The organism is Streptomyces lushanensis, assembly GCF_001700515.1.
Classification (GTDB): Bacteria; Actinomycetota; Actinomycetes; order Streptomycetales; family Streptomycetaceae; genus Streptomyces; species Streptomyces lushanensis.
The window spans coordinates 17,125-36,012 of the sequence record NZ_MAUD01000081.1; the positions used below are offsets into that span (position 1 = coordinate 17,125).

14 protein-coding genes and 1 pseudogene are annotated in these 18,888 nt (G+C 68.7%); 5 read left to right on the forward strand and 10 right to left on the reverse strand.

Annotated elements, in window-relative coordinates; genetic code table 11:
- Positions 1 to 149: 149 nt before the first annotated feature.
- Complete coding sequence (locus BFF77_RS37870) at positions 150 to 482, reverse strand: hypothetical protein (protein ID WP_169922623.1); 333 nt, start codon at positions 480 to 482, stop codon at positions 150 to 152.
- A gap of 132 nt (positions 483 to 614) precedes the next feature.
- Between BFF77_RS37870 and BFF77_RS37875 the strand changes: the two genes are divergently transcribed.
- From BFF77_RS37875 to BFF77_RS07295, 4 genes are all read left to right on the forward strand, one after another.
- A complete protein-coding gene (locus BFF77_RS37875; RefSeq protein ID WP_342671205.1) occupies positions 615 to 1,550 on the forward strand; it encodes a hypothetical protein in 936 nt (311 codons plus the stop codon).
- A 156-nt stretch (positions 1,551 to 1,706) separates the two neighbouring features.
- Positions 1,707 to 6,290, forward strand: coding sequence for a 5'-methylthioadenosine/S-adenosylhomocysteine nucleosidase (locus BFF77_RS07280; RefSeq protein ID WP_066945120.1), 4,584 nt, complete (start codon positions 1,707 to 1,709; stop codon positions 6,288 to 6,290).
- A gap of 211 nt (positions 6,291 to 6,501) precedes the next feature.
- Positions 6,502 to 7,331, forward strand: a protein-coding gene (locus BFF77_RS32910) for an IS5 family transposase (RefSeq protein ID WP_425424352.1) whose coding sequence is annotated in 2 segments (ribosomal slippage) — positions 6,502 to 6,814 and positions 6,814 to 7,331 — 831 coding nt in all. Because the reading frame shifts where the segments join, the coding sequence is not laid out codon by codon here.
- A gap of 34 nt (positions 7,332 to 7,365) precedes the next feature.
- A complete protein-coding gene (locus BFF77_RS07295; RefSeq protein WP_141698379.1) occupies positions 7,366 to 7,623 on the forward strand; it encodes a DUF6221 family protein in 258 nt (85 codons plus the stop codon).
- A gap of 19 nt (positions 7,624 to 7,642) precedes the next feature.
- Here the strand turns inward: BFF77_RS07295 and BFF77_RS07300 are convergent, their stop codons facing one another.
- The 5 genes from BFF77_RS07300 to BFF77_RS07310 form a co-directional block, all read right to left on the reverse strand.
- Positions 7,643 to 7,855, reverse strand: a complete 213-nt coding sequence (locus BFF77_RS07300) for a hypothetical protein (RefSeq protein ID WP_066945133.1) — start codon at positions 7,853 to 7,855, stop codon at positions 7,643 to 7,645.
- Positions 7,856 to 8,545: 690 nt separating this feature from the next.
- Complete coding sequence (locus tag BFF77_RS35095; RefSeq protein WP_141698380.1) at positions 8,546 to 8,998, reverse strand: DUF6188 family protein; 453 nt, start codon at positions 8,996 to 8,998, stop codon at positions 8,546 to 8,548.
- Between the two features lie 186 nt (positions 8,999 to 9,184).
- Positions 9,185 to 9,901 (reverse strand): AAA family ATPase, encoded by a 717-nt coding sequence (locus BFF77_RS07305; protein ID WP_066945136.1) that lies wholly within the window; start codon positions 9,899 to 9,901, stop codon positions 9,185 to 9,187.
- Positions 9,902 to 10,267: 366 nt separating this feature from the next.
- Positions 10,268 to 10,492, reverse strand: coding sequence for a hypothetical protein (locus tag BFF77_RS36650; protein ID WP_245703300.1), 225 nt, complete (start codon positions 10,490 to 10,492; stop codon positions 10,268 to 10,270).
- Positions 10,493 to 10,495: 3 nt separating this feature from the next.
- Complete coding sequence (locus BFF77_RS07310) at positions 10,496 to 11,221, reverse strand: DUF6193 family natural product biosynthesis protein (protein WP_141698381.1); 726 nt, start codon at positions 11,219 to 11,221, stop codon at positions 10,496 to 10,498.
- A gap of 248 nt (positions 11,222 to 11,469) precedes the next feature.
- On the opposite strand from BFF77_RS07310, the gene BFF77_RS07315 reads away from it, so the two are divergent.
- A complete protein-coding gene (locus BFF77_RS07315; protein ID WP_066945139.1) occupies positions 11,470 to 12,297 on the forward strand; it encodes a M55 family metallopeptidase in 828 nt (275 codons plus the stop codon).
- A 101-nt stretch (positions 12,298 to 12,398) separates the two neighbouring features.
- On the opposite strand, the pseudogene BFF77_RS36655 reads toward BFF77_RS07315, so the two are convergent.
- From BFF77_RS36655 to BFF77_RS07330, 4 genes and pseudogenes are all read right to left on the reverse strand, one after another.
- Positions 12,399 to 12,608: pseudogene (locus tag BFF77_RS36655) on the reverse strand (ParA family protein); the annotation flags it as partial.
- A gap of 156 nt (positions 12,609 to 12,764) precedes the next feature.
- Positions 12,765 to 13,418 (reverse strand): MobF family relaxase, encoded by a 654-nt coding sequence (mobF, locus tag BFF77_RS36660; protein ID WP_066945142.1) that lies wholly within the window; start codon positions 13,416 to 13,418, stop codon positions 12,765 to 12,767.
- Positions 13,419 to 13,908: 490 nt separating this feature from the next.
- Positions 13,909 to 16,017, reverse strand: coding sequence for a tetratricopeptide repeat protein (locus tag BFF77_RS34270; protein ID WP_066945145.1), 2,109 nt, complete (start codon positions 16,015 to 16,017; stop codon positions 13,909 to 13,911).
- 84 nt (positions 16,018 to 16,101) lie between these two features.
- Positions 16,102 to 18,885, reverse strand: coding sequence for a CHAT domain-containing protein (locus BFF77_RS07330; protein WP_066945147.1), 2,784 nt, complete (start codon positions 18,883 to 18,885; stop codon positions 16,102 to 16,104).
- Between the last annotated feature and the right edge of the window lie 3 nt (positions 18,886 to 18,888).

Consider the following 18,888-nt stretch of genomic DNA (forward strand, 5'->3'; position numbering starts at 1 on the left):
GCTGGTGAGGCGACACGAAAATCGGCAGATAAAGCGCCGGGCCGGGAAATCAAAGCAACGAGCGAGCCGGGGCCAGGCGTTCGTCTGGAATCCTGCGCGGCGCTCCGTCGGCATGCACACCAAAGAGCTGTCCCTTATAACAAGTCATCTCAATTGGCGAGTAGATGATGGGAAAAGAGTTTGGTCGGGCTGGTGCAACAGAGTTGACTGTCGATGTGGAGAACACCTGTACGCCGGCACATTGAGCGGTAAAGGACGAGGACGCAGCAATTTTGGCTCAGTTGCTGGCCGAAAGAGCCGATCCCGATGAGGTGTGCCACACCATAACGCTCCTTGTGCATGCCATCGACGCAGAAGGCGATGGCGCCGTGCAGAGTGGCAGTCCGCTGACGGTGCATACCACCGCGGTGCTTCTGACCTTCGGCGCTGACCCGCAGCTCCCAGGCCTCGGCGGGCAGACTCCTTTGGACCTTGCCGTTCATTACGGCCATGACCGAGCTCTCAGCAGACCTCTGAGGCTCGAACCGGTTCCGAGAGCGCCGCGTCCGGCTCAAGATGGTCACCGCCGGCGGACAGGGGCACCCGGGCCCCCGGCTCTCGCCGAACGCTGCGACGTGGGCAGCCTGGGCACGCTGCTCAGCGGGCGTCGCCCGTGGTCGGTCGGGCAGTTGCCTTCTGAAGAGCCCGTGCCGGTCATGGTGATCAAGCATGCCCTCATCGTGTCCTGCTTCGTCTTTTGCGGCGCACGGACCGGCGCCCTGGCCCTACGCGCCACGTATGGCCTGCCCGGCAAGGGTGGCAGGGTCGCCACGATGCGGTGGCCTGCGGCATCGGTTGGTCATCGGGGGCATCTGATCGGCTCTGTGGCCGCGAGGAGCGTCGGTGCCAGTCGCGCGATCAGCGAGCCGGGCGGTGAGCCTCAAGCTGAACGGCGCTCGCTGAGCGGCTGCTCGTACTCTGTGTCCCCGTACAGAATGGGTCGCAATCATCACGCGGCGGCGAGGGAGAGCATGGCACCGTCCAGCGACATCACGATCGGCAAGTTGTTGATGGCCGAGTACGACAGAGTGAAGGAGGAACAGAAGACACGGATAGGTTTCCGGGACAACCTGCTCTACGTGACCCTGGCTGCGATGGTCACGGTGCTCTTTGGTGCGGCTCAGGCTCATCACACCGAGTTGCTTCTCGCCCTGCCCGTCGCCACGTGCGTCCTGGGATGGACTTATCTGGCCAACGATCAGAAGATCAGCGCGATCGGACGCTACGTCCGAACCGATCTCGGGCCCCGTCTGGGCGACTTGGCCGGGGAGCCCGGGAGCCCGTTCGGATGGGAGGCGGCACACCGCAGCGACAGCCGCCGCAAACAACGCAAGATCATTCAGTGCGTGGTCGATCTGATCCCCTTCGGGGCGGTCCCGCTGGCCGCCCTGGTCGCCTTCTGGCTCTACGGCGCTGGCGGATTTTGGCCGGTGACCGTGTCCCTCGTGGAGCTGGCGGCGGTTGCGGCCCTTGCCGCACAGATCGTTGTGTACGCCGAGAGCGCGCCGTAGAAGATCACCTCCCTCTCTCCGGTGTCGGCGTCGCGCTCCACCGCGTCTCCTGTGCAGGTGATCTCACGCAGCGCCCCTGCCGGGGTCAGCCTCCGCTCGACGCGGCCACGTAACAAGCATGTCCAGAATTACTGGACATGCTGCTACCGTTGGAGGGTGACGTCGACCGCTGACCAACTCCGCGTCCTGCTGGGCGAGACGGCATTCCTTGCTCTGGAGTCGCTCGCCGCTTCCAGTACCCCGGTGAGCGGTCGCGCCCTGGCGCGCGCTCTGCGGGTCGCGCCCACGACGGCGACGTCCACCCTCCAGCTGTTCCGGAAAGCCGGCTTCGTGGTGTCGAGCACGCAGGGCCGCTCACAGTTGTGGCAGATCGACACGAGCAACCCGATGATGCACAACTGGCTGCATGAGCCGGCCGGGTCTGCGACACAAGAGGAAAACGAGCATCGGCTGCGCCCCCGTCTGACGGTGGTGATTTTCACCGCCCTGCAGCTGGAGTACGAGGCGGTAGTCTCTCACCTGCCCGATCGGGAGCCCGACCGCGTGGGCACGACCCGTTTCGAGGCGGGGAGCTATGCAGGCGATCATGCCGACTGGAAGGTGTACCTAGCGGAGTTGGGCGTGGGCAATACCCGCACGGCCACCGCATCCGCCACCGTGATCGCGGCCCTGAACCCCCACCTGGTGCTGTTCGTGGGGATCGCTGCCTCCGCCAAGCCCGACGACCTGGTCCTCGGTGACGTCGTCGTCGCCGACCGGGTCTACGACCTGCACAGCGGCAAGGACGTCCGGGACGATACACAGGGCTCGGTCCACCGGACGCGGCCGCTGTCCTACCCCGCCGCCAACGGAGTCGTGCAGCTCGCCATGGACGTGCGGCGCAACGACTGGACGGCCGAACTGACCGCCGGCCAGGCCCTCAATGCCCGCGGCGACACACCCTGCGTGGAGATCAAACCGATCGCTGCAGGCTCGGTCCTGCATTCCGACGGCCGCTCGGCACTGATGGACAAGGTGCGCACATCATTCGATGACGTGGCGGCCGTGGACATGGAATCGCTCGGGCTGTACGAGACCGCTCACAGGGAAAGCCTTCCCGCGCTCGCTGTCCGCGGCATCTCCGACTGCGTCGAAAACAAGACGCCCGCCGCCGACCGCGCATGGCAGCCGCGAGCAGCCAACCACGCTGCGGCCTTCGCATTTGCCCTGCTGCGCCGGGCTGCGCCGGAGGATCTGCCGAGGCCGGGCGTTGCGACTGTTCCTGTCGGCAGTCCACCGTCGTCCACCGGGCTGTCGCCTGTCCAGTTGCTCCTGCGCGTCGCTCCTTTGGTGGCACTCGCCTACGAGTGGGCCGAGCCGCTGGCCGGGGCTCGTGCTACGGCGGTCCTCAAGGACCTGGTGGCGCTGGGCAGTCAGCCCGCCACGTGGCTCGGCCGCTTCAGGCACCGGCCGCCTCAGGTCTTCCGCGATGAGCGCAGCGGTGCCTTGTGGGTGCTGGTGGCCGAGTTCGCCTGCGCACATGAGCATCCGGCTGCCTCCTGGTTCTTCGAGCAGGCCGCACAGCGCTGGCAGGGAGACCCGCTGGCGGCGTATCTGCTGTGCAGGGGTGCCGTCACAGCCACGCGGGACGGCGATACGGAACGAAGCCAACTGCTGCTGGCGCGCTCTGAAACGGCCGAGCCCGTCGGCCGCCCGCTGTGGGAGCTCTACCGCACCGGCCTCGGCAGTGACAATGCCGCCATCGCTGCGGCCCTGCTGCCAGTGACGCAAACGCTCAGCCTGCCCCTGCCGAGGCCGGTTCTGGCCGGCCTCGGTGCCACGTCGGCACCCGCCCAGCCGGATGACGCGTTCGTCGCGTTCGTCGAGGAGTTCGCCGAGCTCCACCCGGTCTTCCTCGAATCCATCCGGCTGACCCTCACGTTGACCGCGGCCATGCTCCTTCGTGAGAGCCCGGACCACATCGATACCTCTCACCTCCTGCTGGAGGACATCGCGGCAGGCTTCCCGCCCTACCGCCCCCATCCCGCGAACAGGACAGCGGTTGCGGCACTGACCGGGCCGAGAGCCGCCGCTGTGGAGACGGAACTGGCGAAGACTCTGCTGGCAAAGGCCGCCGGGCCCCTCAGCCGCATCGCAGGCTTCAGCCGGGACGCCGCACTGACCCGCGCCGAGGATCTCGCGCTCAGCGCGCGCGGCCGGCGGCAGGATTGGGGCGGCCCCGCCGTTGAGGCATTGGTGCTCGCCGCGCAGGCACGGGCCCTCAAGGGCGACCCCCACGGCGCCCTGGCGATGCTCCTGCCAGCGCCCGCCGGAACCGCTGAGGCAGCGGAAGCGTCGACCGCTGCCGTGGTGGAGGCAGCAGCGGAAATGGCCGCGCACGTCGGCGACACCGACGTGGCGCTCGAGCTGGCAGCGAAGCTCGAGGACCCCATCGACCGACGGCATGCGACCGCGCTCGCGCTCACCACACGGCCCGAGACCCATCCCGAGGCCGCCGCCGAATTCCGTGCCGCGCTCACCGAGATCGCTTCCAGCGGCCGCGCGGACCAAAAGCTTCGAGTTCTGCTCGGTCTGTCGCTTGTCGCACCCCTGGACGAAGATGAACTGTCCCAGCTTGAAGCGCTCGATCCGGAGAGCGCCGATATGGTCCGCGCCCAGGAGCACCTCTCGGGCGGCAACGTCACCCAGGCACTGATCCTCGCCCGCCGTTATCCCGACTCCGATGCGGCGCTGCACATCCGTGTCCAGGCGCTCATGCACCAGGGCAAGACCGCGGACGCGGTCAGGGCTCTGGAGCGCTTCGCAGTGCGCCACGGTCACGACGAACGCCACCTGCTCGCAGCGGCGCACCTGGCCCTCAGCACCGCAAGCGTGGAGGACGCAGAGCGTTTGGCGTCCGCCCTCGCCGCCAGTACCGATGCCACACGCCGGCGAGCCGCCCGGGAGATCCTCCTCGAGGCAGCGTCGCGCCGAGAGGACTGGAACGCCGTCCTGAACCAGGCACAGCGGCTCATCGCGGACCAAGAGATCGCCGAAGGCGACCCGAACCGGGACGCCAGCCTGACCAAGTACCGGTGGGCCCAGGTGTTCACCCTGCATCAGCTTCGCCGGATGCACGATGCCTACGACGTCATCCGCGCCGAGCCGCGCCTGGAGGCGGCAGACCGCAACCAGGCACGGCTCATCGCCTCGGTACTGCGCGCGATCTCGCCGTCGGTGAGCAAGGAAGGGGAGACGAATAGAGCCGGCGCACCACCGATCACGCAGGCGGAGATCCTGAACACGGCCGCCCAAGCGGCGCAGGCCTTCCCGGACGACGAGGAACTGGTCGCCACCGCCGTCATGACCGGCTTCATGATGCCGTCCGGGGAGGACACCGACTACCACCTGCTGACCCAGACCCGCAGACTGCACCAGCAGTTCTTCGAGCACTTCCCGCACAGCAAACTGATCGAGCAGGTTCCGGTCGACGACGCACTCACAAGCCTGCAGGAGTTCCTCCGAGCTCGCGTGGCACCGGTGTCGGACGCTCTGCAGCAGATGCAGCGAGCGGCCGTTGCCGGGCAGATCCCAATCGGCGCCTGCGCCGGGGCGCTCGGCCGCAGTCACGCGGACATGCTGATCCACAACGCCATCGGCTGCTACGTGATCCGCGATCCGAATGAGGACATCTGCGCCCTGGAGATCGCCGCGGCCCGGCGCGCACTGAACACGTCGGTGGTAGTGGACACCTCGGCCTTGTTCGTCTCCCCCATCGCGCTGGAGCCCACGACACAGCTGACGGCCCACTTCGAGCAACTCCTCGTCGCCGCACCGCAACGCGACGACATCCTGCAGGCCCGTTCCACTCTGAGCATGAAAAGCTCCGGCTGGCTCGGGTGGGACCCGCGAACAGAGCAGCCCACGTTCACCGAGTACTCCGGGGAGCTCACCCGGTCCTGGAGCGATCAGGCTCACGCCCTGGCAACTGCTGTCGACGCGTGTGACGTTCTGCCCGACGTGCCCGGCGACGACGGTGACAAGGACCTGCGAGTGTGGAGCGCGCCTATCCGTCTCGCGCGCGAACTCGGGGTCAGCCTGCTCGCCGACGACGCCGCGTTGCGTGCCTTCGCCCGAAGCCAGGGAGTGTCCGCGTTCGGCAGTCTCCACCTGCTGGAAGCACTCGTCCAGGACGATGCGCTTCCCGCCGACGCCCTCGAACAGTCCCACCGCCGACTCATGGCAATGCCCGTGGCGGAACTACCGGTGCGCGACCAACTGATCACGATCGCCCGCAGCGAGCAGTGGAACCCCAACGGCTACGCGGCCTTCCTCTTCACCCGCCCCTCGACATGGCAGCCCCTGGCAGACGGATGGCGCACCTACACTTCTTTGATCAGAGCACTGCCCGACAACAATCCTCAAAGAGCCGCAGGCTGGTGCCTCACCGCGCTCCGAGGCGTGTGCATGGTCGCCACTGCACCGGCCGTACCCGCCGTCGCCGGCACGCTCGTGGCCTGGACCCTGTTCGAACTGGCCGATGGATCAGCTCTCCCCCTGCTCCTCGAAGAAGCAGAGCACACCGTCCGGCTCGTCGCTCCGGAGGCGGACCTGCTCCAGGAGATCGTGCAGCGTCTGGTGACGACGGTCCGACACATCACCCCCGCCGAACAGGTTGGTCCCATCGTTCTGCGACTGCTGGCCGGCCTGGACGGCGAAACACACGTAAAGGCCCTCAAGATCTTCTTCACCATGCCGTGACCGTGCGAGCCCGCAGCCGGCCGACGCGGACAAAGCCCCTGCTACTCGGTGGCGGCGGCCCACAAGACCATCCAGGAGACGCCGCTCCAATACCGCGGGCCCTTCCCCTGATACCAGCCCCTTCAGCCCCTCATCGCGGACTAGGGCGTGTCTCTTTGATCGGTTGGTCAGTTGATCGGGTGTGTCCGTCCGATTAGTGATCACTGATGCGATGTGGGACCGGATCGAGCCGCTGATGCCGACCGATCCGGTCCGCGGTCGGCGATGGGCGGATCACCGCCGAACCTTGGAGGCCATCGCGTGGAAGTACCGCACCTGCTCGCCCTGGCGGGACCTGCCGGACGAGCTCGGCTCGTTCCAGACCGCTCGCAAACGCCTGATCAGGTGGGCCGTGGACGGCACCTGGGAACGCATCCTTGCCGCAGTTCTGGCAGAGGCCGACGCTGATGCCGACATCGGCTGGACCGTCTCGGTGGACTCCACCGTCTGCCGAGCCCACCAGCACGCCGCCGGAGCCAGGAAAAAGGGGCGCCAGGCCGGGCCGAACCTGACGACCACGCCCTCGGACGCTCCCGAGGTGGCCTGAGCACGAAAGTCCACCTTGCCGGCGACAGCCGTGCACGGCCCCTGGCCCTTCTGGTCACCGCAGGCCAGGCGGGCGACGCCCCGGCCTTCGAGACCGTCATGGCAAGCATTCGGGTTCCGCGAAACGGACCCGGAAGACCGAGGACTCGGCCGGAGGCCGTCCTGGCCGACCGCGCGTATTCATCCCGCGCGATCCGGAATCACCTCCGCCGACGCGGGATCCGCGCTGTCATACCTCAGCCGTCCGACCAGGTCGGCCACCGTTTGCGGCGAGGCCGCGCCGGCGGTCGCCCACCAGCTTTCGACGCCGAGGCGTACAAGCAGCGCAACGCCGTCGAGCGGTGCATCAACCGACTCAAGCAGTGGCGCGGCCTGGCCATGCGAACGGACAAGCTCGCCATCGCCTACCAGGCCGCACTCCACCTCGCCGCCATCCTCATCTGGACAGCCGCGTGACCGCCGAAGCGCCTTGTCCGCGAAGATGGGCCACATGAACGATCTTGTGACGTTCCTCATCGCACGCATCATGGACGACAACCACGCCTATGCCTACGTGGCCGACACCCTGGGCGGCGAGGCTCTTCTCGACAGCCATCTCCCCATGCTCGACCTGACCGAGCAACTGGCGCACGACTACAAGGCCATGGATCCCTCGGACTCTCGCTCGGCCGGCCTGGCATACGGGCTTCGAGTCCTTGCCCAGTCATACGCGGAACACCCCGCCTACCGCCAGGAATGGCGCCCATAGCCTTTCAAAGAGACAAGCCCTAGCGGGCCCGCTGTACGACCAGCGCTCGCATACGGGGCACCGAGGGACGCTGTTCGGATCGGAGCAGGTCCTCGGCTACGACGGCCACGCAGGGCCGTTCCAGGTCAACCCGTACTTCCAGTTCGAGGCGGTGCAGCTTGGCCGACTGGCGCAGGTCGCCAATGACGTTCTGGTCAAGGTGCTGAGTGAGCCGGCAGTGGGCCCGGGCCATAGCTGACCGGATCGGGCCTCGCTCACCCACGTAGAGAAGAAGGAAGAGGAATCTGCATGGTGACCTGCGGGACATGCCATCATCCGGGCTCGCACGCGTCCGTCGACCTTCCTACTCAACAAGGCGTCCGACTAGCCCTGAACAGGGCAAACCTACGACCCTAACCGCGCAGGCATAACCAAATCCTGCAACAATCACCACAAATCCAAACGATCACTACAGTCGCAGTTCAGCGGATCGCCCTAGCACCTCTGCGACATAAATCCCCTGTTCAAGGCAACGTCACGCCGCGGCACAGTATCCCGAAACGATCACTACATTCACAGGCCAGAACACTGTCAACTCAGTGATCAACAGCATATTTGTCACATGGTTCGGCCGGCCAGAAACCTGCCGATCCCGAACGCCACCGACTCAGCGGTCTCCTCCACCTGTCGGTCGAACTTCTTCTGCGCCACGGCCGCGCCCCTTCCGCTGCACGTCCCCACGCCTCACGCCGGGGAGCGGAGGCGACGGTAGGGCGGCGGGCCTGCGGACAGGACCCAGCGGCCGTACGCTGATCCGGCTCTCCCCCGTCGGTGTGACGACGCAGCACAGTCGGCAAATCAGCACGCCTGTTGGCGAACGCCGAGAGCCGGGTCTTCTACATCGCCCATATGACTGTCCCGTCCCACTCCAGTTGGCAGATTCTCAATGCTCTGCAGACCGACCTTGCGGATTCTCATTCGCCGCAGAGGCGGACCAGACGCCGAGGTCGCCTCCCGGCAGGGACACGAACCTCCATCCTCCAGGTCCTGTGATCTGCCACGCCTCGAACGCCGCATCGGTTGGACACGTCAGATGCGTGCCATCCTCGAACACCATCCGAAGCGTGCCGGACTTGAAGGCGACCGCAGAGACGACCCTCGTCCCGAAGATCGGGAGGGCTGCGGCCACGTCCTGGGTCTCCGGTACCAGAAGCACGCCGGGACTGGTGTGGGCCGGCCCGGATGAGAGCTGAGCAGGCGCTTCGAGTACGACTTGCCAACCTTCGTCGAGGGCCGGCGTGAGGCGGTAGTCGACAGTGATCCCAGCAACGCCCCGCCCTCGGAGATTCAAGATCCACCGGTCATCGTGTTCGACCGGTTCTGCTTCGGTGCTCATCACCCCACCATGGTGCACGGCCCAGCCGAGGGCGACGGACGGTCATCAGGGATTCCGCCGAAGCCACGTCTGTTGAGAATCCGGCGAGGTGTGTTCTCGATCCACTTGGCGAACCCGCAGCGCAGGCCAAGATCCAAAGACAGCTCCGATGCGACGGGACAATGACGAAGACTGAGGGGGACCCGCCTACGGTTCGACGATGTGCCGCAGATAGGTGTGCGGGTCGGCGAGATAGCGGCGCCAGTGATCCACGACGCCGAGCTCCCGCCAGGCGACCCTCCGCATACCGTGCTCACCGACCTCGATGATGTCCGCGCCCGGCAGTGCGGTCAGCAACGGGGAGTGCGTGGCACAGATGACCTGGCCGCCCTCCCTGGCCAACCGGTCGATGTGCCCGATCAGCTCGAGGCACGAAGAGAAGGAGAGCGCTGCCTCCGGCTCGTCGAGAACATAGAGCCCGGCGTGAAGGAACTTCCCGCGGAACGCCGCGAGAAAGCCCTCACCATGGCTGACACAGTCCGGCGAGAACCCCTCCCTGCCCAGGGCGTCCAGCGCGGTCTCGGCACGCAGGAAGAAGCCCTTGCGCGCTGACCAGCTGGTGACCATACGGCGCCCGCGCCCCGAGGCGGCATCGAACTTCATACGCTCGCCGAGGGTCGACTTGCCGCGCGGGGAAGCATAGCGCCAGTCGTGGGAGCCGCCGTAGGAGTCCAGGCCGAACCCCTCCGCCAGCGCCTCGACCAAGGTCGACTTCCCCGAGCCGTTCTCACCGACCAGAAAAGTCACCGGTGCGGTGAACCGCAGCCCTTCGTTGAGCAGCTGTCGGACGCAGGGCACCGACCAAGGCCAGGTTTCCTCGTCGTACGAGGAGAAATGGGCATACGCGCGTTCGTAATCACGCAACCAGTGTCGCCCGGACTCGGAAAGCGTCCGTGCACCGTGTGGCCGGCGTCAGGCCTCGCGCTCGTTGTTGCCCGGGCTCCGATCGGTCACGCAGCCGTTCCCATGCGTTGCGAGGCGGTGCCCTCAACACCTCCAAGCTGAACTCTGCGCGCTCGAGTCGGCGGAATGCTCCAACTGTGGCGAGCGGCCACGATGGTGGTCCGGCTTGCCAACCAACCTGCGTTACTTTTGCCAACTACGAAGCGTCACAACCTTCTGACCAGGAAGTCCGGCACCTCCATTTGCCAACTGTGCCGCGTCGTCACACGCCGCAGGCATCGACCGTGACCGTGATGCAGCATCGCCGGCCTCACCCTGCCCTGGAGCTCAGGCGTCGTCGAAGGCCACGTCAACCGGATCAAGATGCTCACACGCCAGATGTTCGGCCGCGCCGGCTTTCGCCTCCTCCGCAAGCGCGTCCTGCTCTACTCGTGAACCGCAGGTCAGACCGTTGTGGGCAGCCAGTTGGATTTCCCCCTCCCCGGCCGTCTGATGAGGAACCAACTGGCCACGGGACCGGTGACGGTCAACGACTTGGTTCGCGCTCGTCATCCATCATGTTCCGCGGGTTCCCGCGACGGCCGGACCGAGATCGGTGGGGAGGTGGCGCACTGCCAGGGCGACGGCTTCCTCGGCTGTGGCGGCCTCGCCGAGAACATCATCGGAGAGCGGATGCCTCTTCACGCGGAAAGGGCTGTCACTGTGTGACGGGACGATGGCCACCTCATCGCGGAACGGGTATCCAGTGCAGGAGCTGAAGCCGAGCGTCCAGTGGCTGGAGAATACATAGAGCTGTCGCAACCGTGGTTCTGCATGAGCCGCTTGCACGAGTTCGCCGAACCCCGTGAAATCCGGTTCCCTGGCCGCCTGCTCCCGCATTGTGCGCCACTGCAGCTCCACCACCGCGGCCGGCCCGCGTTCGTGAGCTTCGGCGCGCTTGCTGGAGCGCAGAAACGACAGCTCCGCCCGCAGCTCCTGCAGGCTCCTGCCCTGCCCCCATGCCGCTCCAGCCCTGACGACATCCGCCAGGTCGAGCGTGGCCCCGGTGATGAGTTCGACTCCGTGACTCCACCCGGAGACACCGAACCAGCGGCTCTCCGCCCCGATGTGAACGGATAGCGGCCTGCGCTCAGGGACCGACGAGGCGATGCCCGCCGAAACGAGTGGGCCCCAATCGCCGGCTACCACCGTGAGATCGGCACCGAGTTCGGCCGCCAGCAGTTCCAGCGCTGCGCCCAGGCCGCCTGCAGCAGCCAGATCAGGGTAAAGGTCGGAGTCCACCTTCATAGTCTGCCGTCGCGACGCCACCAAGAAAACGGCGATCAGACGTCGCAGCGAGGCCGTGGGCACGTGACTCCGACTGTCCGTTGCTCACGGCCAGGGGAGCCATTGACATCACACTCAGTCAGCCCTCCACGGAAAATGAGTCAGAACCCGAGAAATAGCGTCAGCGCGTGGGGGACGGCCTGGCCGACAAGATCAGGGATTCATGCCGGCCCGGTGCACAGAGCACGTAGGCTCCCAAAGCTATGAAGATATTGATCTCCGTTGACATGGAAGGCATCTCGGGGATCGTGCATCCCACCGAGACGAACCCGGATGGCTACGACTACGCACGTGGCCGGGCGTTGATGACTGCTGAGGCGAACGCCGTGATCGCTGGAGTCCTGGACGCCGAACCCACGGCCGAAGTGCGGGTCGCCGACGCACACGGCCCTTTCCGCAACCTGCTGTCCGAGGAACTCGACCGGCGGGCGCACCTGGTCCGTGGCAAGCCGCGGCCCCTGGGCATGCTCGGCGGACTCGACGAACAGACCGACGCGGTCCTGCTCGTCGGCTACCACGCCCGCGCCGGCGACGGACCGGCCGTGCTGGCACACACCATGAACGACGGCATCCTCGACGTGCGCGTGGCCGGACGCTCCATGGGCGAGATCGGCCTCAACGCCGCCATGGCCGGACATCTAAACGTACCGGTCGTGCTGCTCAGTGGCGACGACAGCGCCTGCGACGAACTACAGGATCTGCTCCCGTCCTCAGTCACCGTCGCGGTCAAGCAAGCCCTTGGCCAGGGTGCTGCCATCTCCCTGCACCCCGAAGAAGCGCGAGAGCGGCTGCGCCATGCGGCCACCGAAGCTGTTACCCGGCGCGCTCATGTTCCACCGCTGTCCCTTGTCGGACCGCTCGACGTCGAAGTCGACCTTTACGCGCCGTTCATGGTCGACCTGGCGACACTCGCGCCAGGGGTCTCACGCGGTGAAGGGGGCCGGACAGTCACCTTCACCGCGGCCGACTTTGCCGACGCCTACCGGCTAGTCCTGCTACTTGCTCAGCTCGCCACCATCAAACCTGGCTAGTGGAATCCGGCGGCGCACCTGGTCAAGGGGGTACGCATCAAGTGCACTCCACCTGGTGCGCCGTCACCCTGCGTGTATGCATCGGGTGGAGTGGGCGGGAGTGGCGGCCGCTCCCGTGCGCGTCGTGCGGTGGCCGTGATGGCGGTCTTACCGACTCCGCCTTGCTAGTTGCAGACGATGACCCGGCGGGTAATCGCGGGCCGTTCGATGTCCGGTGCCGGGTTGGTGTCGAGCCAGAGTCGGACGGACTGGGCAAGGCCCCGCATGAGGGAGACTCGCCGGTCGGCGGCGGTCTGCCGGAACTCTTCCCAGCTGATACAGAGTCCCATAGCCGGTCGGGGGATTACGCCGTAATCACCAGGGCACATGCCCCGTCCTCGTGATGTGTAGGCAGTCCCAGAGTTTGTGGGCATGTGCGGCGTCGTCCCGGTCATCTGTAAGCAAGCTCTGGAGTGTTCCGGGGAGCGTCAGCACCGGCTGAGGAGAGAAACATTCTTCGACCACCTCAGGGCTCGCCGTCCGGGTAAGCCGCTGGTAGCAGCGACTCCCTTTGTGCCATCTCCCAACGGCCCTATCGAGACTGACAGAATCTCTCCGGGCAGCCGACCATGCTTCTCCGCGTACTTGTAGGTGAGACCCTCCAGAACGTCCCCGATCCGCCGACGGCGAATGGAAGTCCAGTCGATGAGCTCAGAGTCGACACTCGCGATCTCCATGACGGGGCGCAGGCCCGGTGTCACCTCCCGGGACACCGTCGCCAGCCCCAGCTCTTCACACGCCTCGGTCGTCATCGCGAGGATATAGAGCGTCCCGGCCGCCACCACATTCCGGTAGAGCCGGTAGGTGTCCAGAGCACCCCGCACCGGCTCGCCGTCGGCGTCCAGGCGCTGCACGCGGTTCAGAACCAGGCAGTGGTCATGCAGGAGCGGGAAGCCGTCCCTGTTGTCGAAGTGCCGGAACGCCGCGACCACGACGGCCGAGGTCTTCGCGCGGCCGCGACCGGAGGACCACCGGGTCTCCGTGACCTCGTCCTCCAGCCAGCGCAGCACCTTGGCGATGGCCCGCTCGTGCGCCCGCTCGATGATCCGGCGCGTCCGGTCATCTCCCAGCGCCCACAGCACGATCAGGGACGCCTGCGGCCGGCCGGAAGGTGAAGTCGAGGGCGAGCAGCGGGATCTGTTTACGCACCTCGATCTCCTCGATCGGCTGCCCGAGCACGCTGGCCAGTCGCGCCGTGGCCGGGTGCCGTCGTCCAGGAGACCACGCTCGATGCAGTCGGCGTCCGGATGCCGGCACTGTCCGAACAGCAGCTCTCTGCCGCTCGGACACCTCCGCGCCCTCGGTGAGCCCGAGCGCGGTCAGGCCGCGCCCCAACCGCCTCCCGGGCGGGAGCCCGGCCATCTCCTGGGCGTCCTTCACCACCGGGGCCATGCAAATGCTGCGCGGCAGCAGTCACACTCGCCTCACACACCTCAAAAACACCAAGTAACGACACTGGCGGTATCCAGCGCACCCTCGCGTACCGCCCCCAGCAACAACAGGGGCTTCGTGCTTCCCGAAGGGCCAACTGCCGCCGTACGAGGCAACACCCCGCTTCGGCGGCGCGGCCTCTCAGCGGAGTTTCTTGAGGTTGACCGCGGCGTCGGCGACCCCGGCGTCGGCCGCGGCCTGGAACCAGCGCCGGACCTCCCGGATGTCGGCGTTCCTGCGGTGCAGCAGGAGTGCGTAGTTGTTGGCCCCCTCGGGATTCCCGCTTTCCGCGGCGTCCTTGAACCAGCGTTCCGCCTCCTCGGTCCGGCCGCGTCCGGCGAGCAGTTGGCCGGCCATGTTGGCGGCCGCGCCGTCGCCGAGCCTCGCTGCCCGCTCGAACCAGGACTCGGCCTCGGCGAGTTCACCGCGGCGGCCCAGGGCTCTGCCGTACGCGGCGGCCGGTTCGCCGATCCCTGCCGCCGCTGCCTGCGCGACGAAAGGCCGTGCCTCGCGCAGGCGGTCCTGGTCGATCAGGGCCAGGGCCGCCGCGGTCGCGGCGACGGGACTCCCCGCCCCGGCGGCTCGGCGCAGCCAGGGAAGCGCGTCGGGTACCTTCCCTTCCTCCAGCAGCCACCCCGCCAGGTCGAAGGCGGCCTCCGGGACACCCAGCTCGGCGGCCTCGCGCAGCCGTCGCAGGGCGTCCTGGCGCCGGCCCCGCATGGCGAGCGCGAGGGCAAGGACGTACGCGCACGGCCCGTCGCCCTGGTCGGCGGCCCGGGCGAGAGCCTGGAGGTCGGCCGTGGCGAGCAGCGCCCGCTCCGTGTCATCGGGCTGCCCGACGATCTGCCGGTACAGCCTGTGCCCGGCCTCGGTGGGCGGCACCGGAGGCGGGTCGTCCGCCTCGGCCAGCAGGTCCAGGGCGGCCAGGGCGGCGGTGTCGCCCGCCGCGGCCGGACCGCTGAGCCAGGCGGCCACCGCCTGCGGACCGGGCCCCTCCGATGTGATGTCGGGTTCCGGGACCTTTGTCTCGCCGGCGGCGCGCAACCAGTGCTCGGCCTCCTGGACGCGGCCGGTACGCAGCAGGGTCTCGGCCAGGTTGAGCATGCCGACGGTATTTCCCGCCCGCGCCGACCTGCGGAACAGTTCCTCGGCCCGCTCCCAGTCACCTCGTTCGGTGTGCAGGGCCCCGTAGCTGGCGAGGGCGTCCCCGTTGCCTGCCTCGGCGGCGCGGCGCCACCACTGCTCGGCGGCTGCCACGTCGCCTCGCTGGCGCAGCAGATTGCCGAGGTTGTTCATGGCGCCGGTGTCCCCGGCCTTGATCGCCTGCCGGTAGTACCTCTCCGCGCCGTCGAGGTCACCGCGCTGCCGCAGCAGCACTCCCAGGTTGACCAGCGACTCGGTGTGGCCCGAATCGACCGCCATGCGGTAGTAGCGCTCCGCCCGAGCCGGCTCCCCGCCCTCGGCGAGCAGATGTCCCATGGCGTGCTGGGCCTTGGGGTGGCCCGCGTCGGCCGCCCGGCGGATGTGCTCCTCGGCCCCGCGCAGACCCCGCTCGGCCGCGTACATCCCGGAGATCCAGAACAGTACGTCGGCGTCGCCGGAGCTCACCGCCGCCGCGTACCAGGCCCTCGCCTTCTCGAAGCGGCCCTCCTCCGCCTCCAGCAGTGCCATGGCGAACCGCACATGGGGATGCGAGTGCCCGCCGGGGTGGAGCAGAACCTGCCGCCGCGCCCACTCGATCGCCGTCCCCGGCCCCGGTTCCGCGGCCTCGGCGGGCCGGGCAGGGTCCTGCGCCCGGCCGGTCACGGAGACCGCGGGGGCCTGCGCCGACCCGGTCGCGGAGGCGGCCGCGGCCGCACGGCGGCCCCGCAACTCGGCGAGAGCCAGGCGGGCACCGGTGTTCCCGGTCTCCGCCAACGGCCTGAAGTACCCTTCCGCCCCGTCGAGATCACCCTGGTCCATCCGGATCTCGCCCAGGGCCACCGAGGCCATCGGATCACCGGCGGCCCGTGCTCGCCGGAGCCAGCGCTCGGCCTCCGGCAATGCCTCGCGGTTGGCGAGTCCGATGCCGTGGACCACCATGGCCCGCACACTGCCGGCTTCGGCAGCCTGCCGCGCCACTTCCTCGGGAATGGCGGCACCGTGCAGGTACGCCGCCTCGACCTGCCGCTCCAGGGCAGGGTCCAGACGGCCCGCATCACCCGCCGACCGTCGACCGCCCCGTTTCTTCCGCTTCCACCAGCCGCTCATTCATCCCCCCGCCGCCCACCCTGCCATTGTCACGGCGGAAACCGCCGTGGGGAAGGGCACCGGCGCGCGGTGCGGGGGGGGCGTTCACGGCCCGGCATGGACATGAGCCGCCCACAGCGAGGGCGTCGCGGGATAGCGGTCCCGTGCGGCACGCACCGCCGTGTGCACGGCATACGCCGCACGGTCGGCCACCGGGCGGGGCGCTCCCATCTCCGAGTACACCTGCTCGGCGATCCGTACGGACACCGTGTCGTCAATGGCCCACAGCGTCCCCACCACATGCCGGTACCCGGCGAGTTGGAGCGCGCTCACCAGATGGACCGCCTCATCGGCCAGCGTCAGCCCGGTGCGGGCGGTGGTGCAGGCGGACAGATACGCCAGTTCGGCGTCGCGCAGGCCGAGGCGGGAGATCCCGGCGACGGTGAGGGGATGGTCGAGGTGGTCGTGGACGAGCAGGCGGCTTCCCGAGGGAACGGCCGGCTCCGTGGCGCCGTGGCCGCAGAAGTGCAGCCAGTTGTGGTCGCGGACCGCGGTGACGACCGCCTCGCGGCCGGCCTGTTCCCCGTACAGCAGACGCGCGCCGGGCAGCATGCGGGTGAGCGCCGCCGCCTCGGCCGCGGCGCCGGGAAGCGGCCGGGCCGCCGGCGCCTCCGGTACCGCGACCACGAGGAAGCGTCCGGGATTCGCGGAAGCGGGCCGGCGGGCGTGGGCGAGAGCACGGACCGTGGGTGCGTACGAGGAGACCACCCGGTCCAGCACCGTGCGCCCCGCCCCCTCCCGATGGTGTCCGCAGGCGTGCAGGGGAAGGAAGGCCAGCGGGCCGGTGGGCACCCACCACAGCCGTGGCAGCCGGCCCGCATCGGGCACGGACGGCGCGGGGATGCCCAGCGCGTCGAGTACCGGGGCGGCGACGGTGTCCCACAGCCAGCACAGGACCTCGTCGAGCTCGTCCTCGTACGTCGGCCGCGCCAGCAGATCCGTGCCACCGGGATCGGACAGCCGCTCCAGCGCGGTCAGGAATCCGACCGTCCGATCCAGAACGGTGCGCAGGGTGAGCCGGGGCAGCGGGACGACCCGCAGCCCGTGCGGGGTCAGCGCCAGGGCATCGCAGCGGTAGCGGCTGACATTGACCACGACGACCGGTCCGAGCCGTGCCTGCCGCAACAGCCGGTCCGTGGGCGGGGGTAGCAGGAAGTTCTCGAACCCCGGCAGTGCGCGAATGCGGCCCAGGTGCCGGTCCCACTCCTGGGCGAGAGCGTGCCGGACATCGGAGGGCACGCTCTCGTCGCCGCTGTCCAGCGCCGCCCGAAGCTCCTCGAAGCGCTCGGCCAGCGCGGGTGCGCCGGCGCGCAGTTCGGCCACCTGACCCTGGTGGATCAGCCCCCGGCCGAGCAGCACCCCCCGGCCCAGTTCCAGCAGGGCCGGCGCGCGCTCGGCGTTTCCCGCCTCGATCGCGCAGGCCGCCGCATCACTGGCCACCCCAGGTGCGACGGCCAGCGCGTGCCCGGCGTCGCCGGGGCCGAGACCGCGCGGTGCGAGCTGGGGCAGCAGAACCACCAGCCGCTCGTAGGCGTCGGCGGCCTGCGCCGCGTCCCCGGCGGCCATCGCCGTGACGCCCCAGGCGTAGGAGGCCCGTACCCGGACCTGGGGAGAAGCCGACGGATGCAGGGCGGCAGCACGGTGACAGGCCTGCGCACCGTCCCGGCCGCGGGCCTGAAGCACATGGCCGAGTTGGTTCTGGACCGCCGCGTACACCGGATGCTCCTCGGGCAGCGCCGCGGCGGCCTCGCGCAGCAGGGCCTCCGCACGGCCGGCGTCCGCCCCGTGGCCCGAACGCTCATGACGCTCCATCAGCCCGGCGGCCAGACTCAGAAGCACCGTCGGCCGCGACGGGTCACCCGGCAGAGCAGCCACCACGGCCCGCTCGTGCGCCTCCAGCGACGCGTCGAGGTCGGCCGCCGCGCCGGTCCGGCCGAAGCGCGTGTGCAGCGTATTGCCCAGCCCCTGAAGGAACATCGCACAGCCCGGGTGGCCGGACGGAGTGACCATCACGGCCTCGCGGTGCGCCTGGACCGCGTCGGCCAGATCCTGGAGGGAACCGGTACGTTCGGACATGTGGCGCAGTGCCAGACCGAGGTTGTGCAGTCGCCCGCCGTGGTCGTGGGCCCCTGCCGGGGTCGCAGCCGCCGCGACACGGCCCAGCCGTACCGCTTCCGCCACATCGTCCAGGGCACCGGTGCGCTCGTAGCGCTCACGCAGTGCCACCCCGAGCGCGGAGACGATACCCGGCCGGTCCGGGTGCCCGCGTCCGCCCTCCGACTCGGCCCGGCGCAGTGCCGCGACGGCGTCGTTCAGGTCCCGGAGGCTGCCGGTCCGCTCATGACGCATCCGCAGGACGAGACCCAGATTGGACAGCAGCGGAGCCCGCAGCAAATGAGCGTGCGTCGGTACGGCATCCAGTGCCGCACGGTTCGCCTGCAACGCCTGCTCCAGCAGCACCGGGCCACGGCTGCGCTCGGCGGCCTTGAGCTGGGTGAGGGCCCGCTTGAGCAGCCCGCCCAGGACCCCGTCAGACCCGCCATCGCCGTCCCGCGGTTCCTCGGGCCCGGCAAACCGGTCCAGCGCCTCGGCGATGGCCCGGTCCTGCCGGCCGTCCTCGCCGAGGACCAGCGCTCGGCAGAGATACAGGTCCGCGACGGCCCGCACCGCCTCCGGATCACGAGCCGGGTCGGGCACCCGCCGCATCAGTTCCTGCGCCTGTCGAACCGCCTCGGGGGCCAGCACGGCATCACGCTCCGGTCGCACCCGGAACAGCCGCACCCGTGCCTGAATCGCTCGCACCAGATCGTCACGCCCCGGACCTGCCATACT

What these genes read in the sequence shown, in the direction of transcription:
- BFF77_RS07300 (WP_066945133.1), bottom strand. Translation starts at nt 7,855, where the DNA reads ATGGCCCGGGCCCACTGCCGGCTCACTCAGCACCTTGACCAGAACGTC.
- BFF77_RS07330 (WP_066945147.1), bottom strand. Translation starts at nt 18,885, where the DNA reads ATGGCAGGTCCGGGGCGTGACGATCTGGTGCGAGCGATTCAGGCACGG.
- BFF77_RS07315 (WP_066945139.1), top strand. Translation starts at nt 11,470, where the DNA reads ATGAAGATATTGATCTCCGTTGACATGGAAGGCATCTCGGGGATCGTG.
- BFF77_RS07295 (WP_141698379.1), top strand. Translation starts at nt 7,366, where the DNA reads ATGAACGATCTTGTGACGTTCCTCATCGCACGCATCATGGACGACAAC.
- BFF77_RS36650 (WP_245703300.1), bottom strand. Translation starts at nt 10,492, where the DNA reads ATGACGAGCGCGAACCAAGTCGTTGACCGTCACCGGTCCCGTGGCCAG.
- BFF77_RS35095 (WP_141698380.1), bottom strand. Translation starts at nt 8,998, where the DNA reads ATGAGCACCGAAGCAGAACCGGTCGAACACGATGACCGGTGGATCTTG.
- BFF77_RS37870 (WP_169922623.1), bottom strand. Translation starts at nt 482, where the DNA reads ATGAACGGCAAGGTCCAAAGGAGTCTGCCCGCCGAGGCCTGGGAGCTG.
- BFF77_RS34270 (WP_066945145.1), bottom strand. Translation starts at nt 16,017, where the DNA reads ATGAGCGGCTGGTGGAAGCGGAAGAAACGGGGCGGTCGACGGTCGGCG.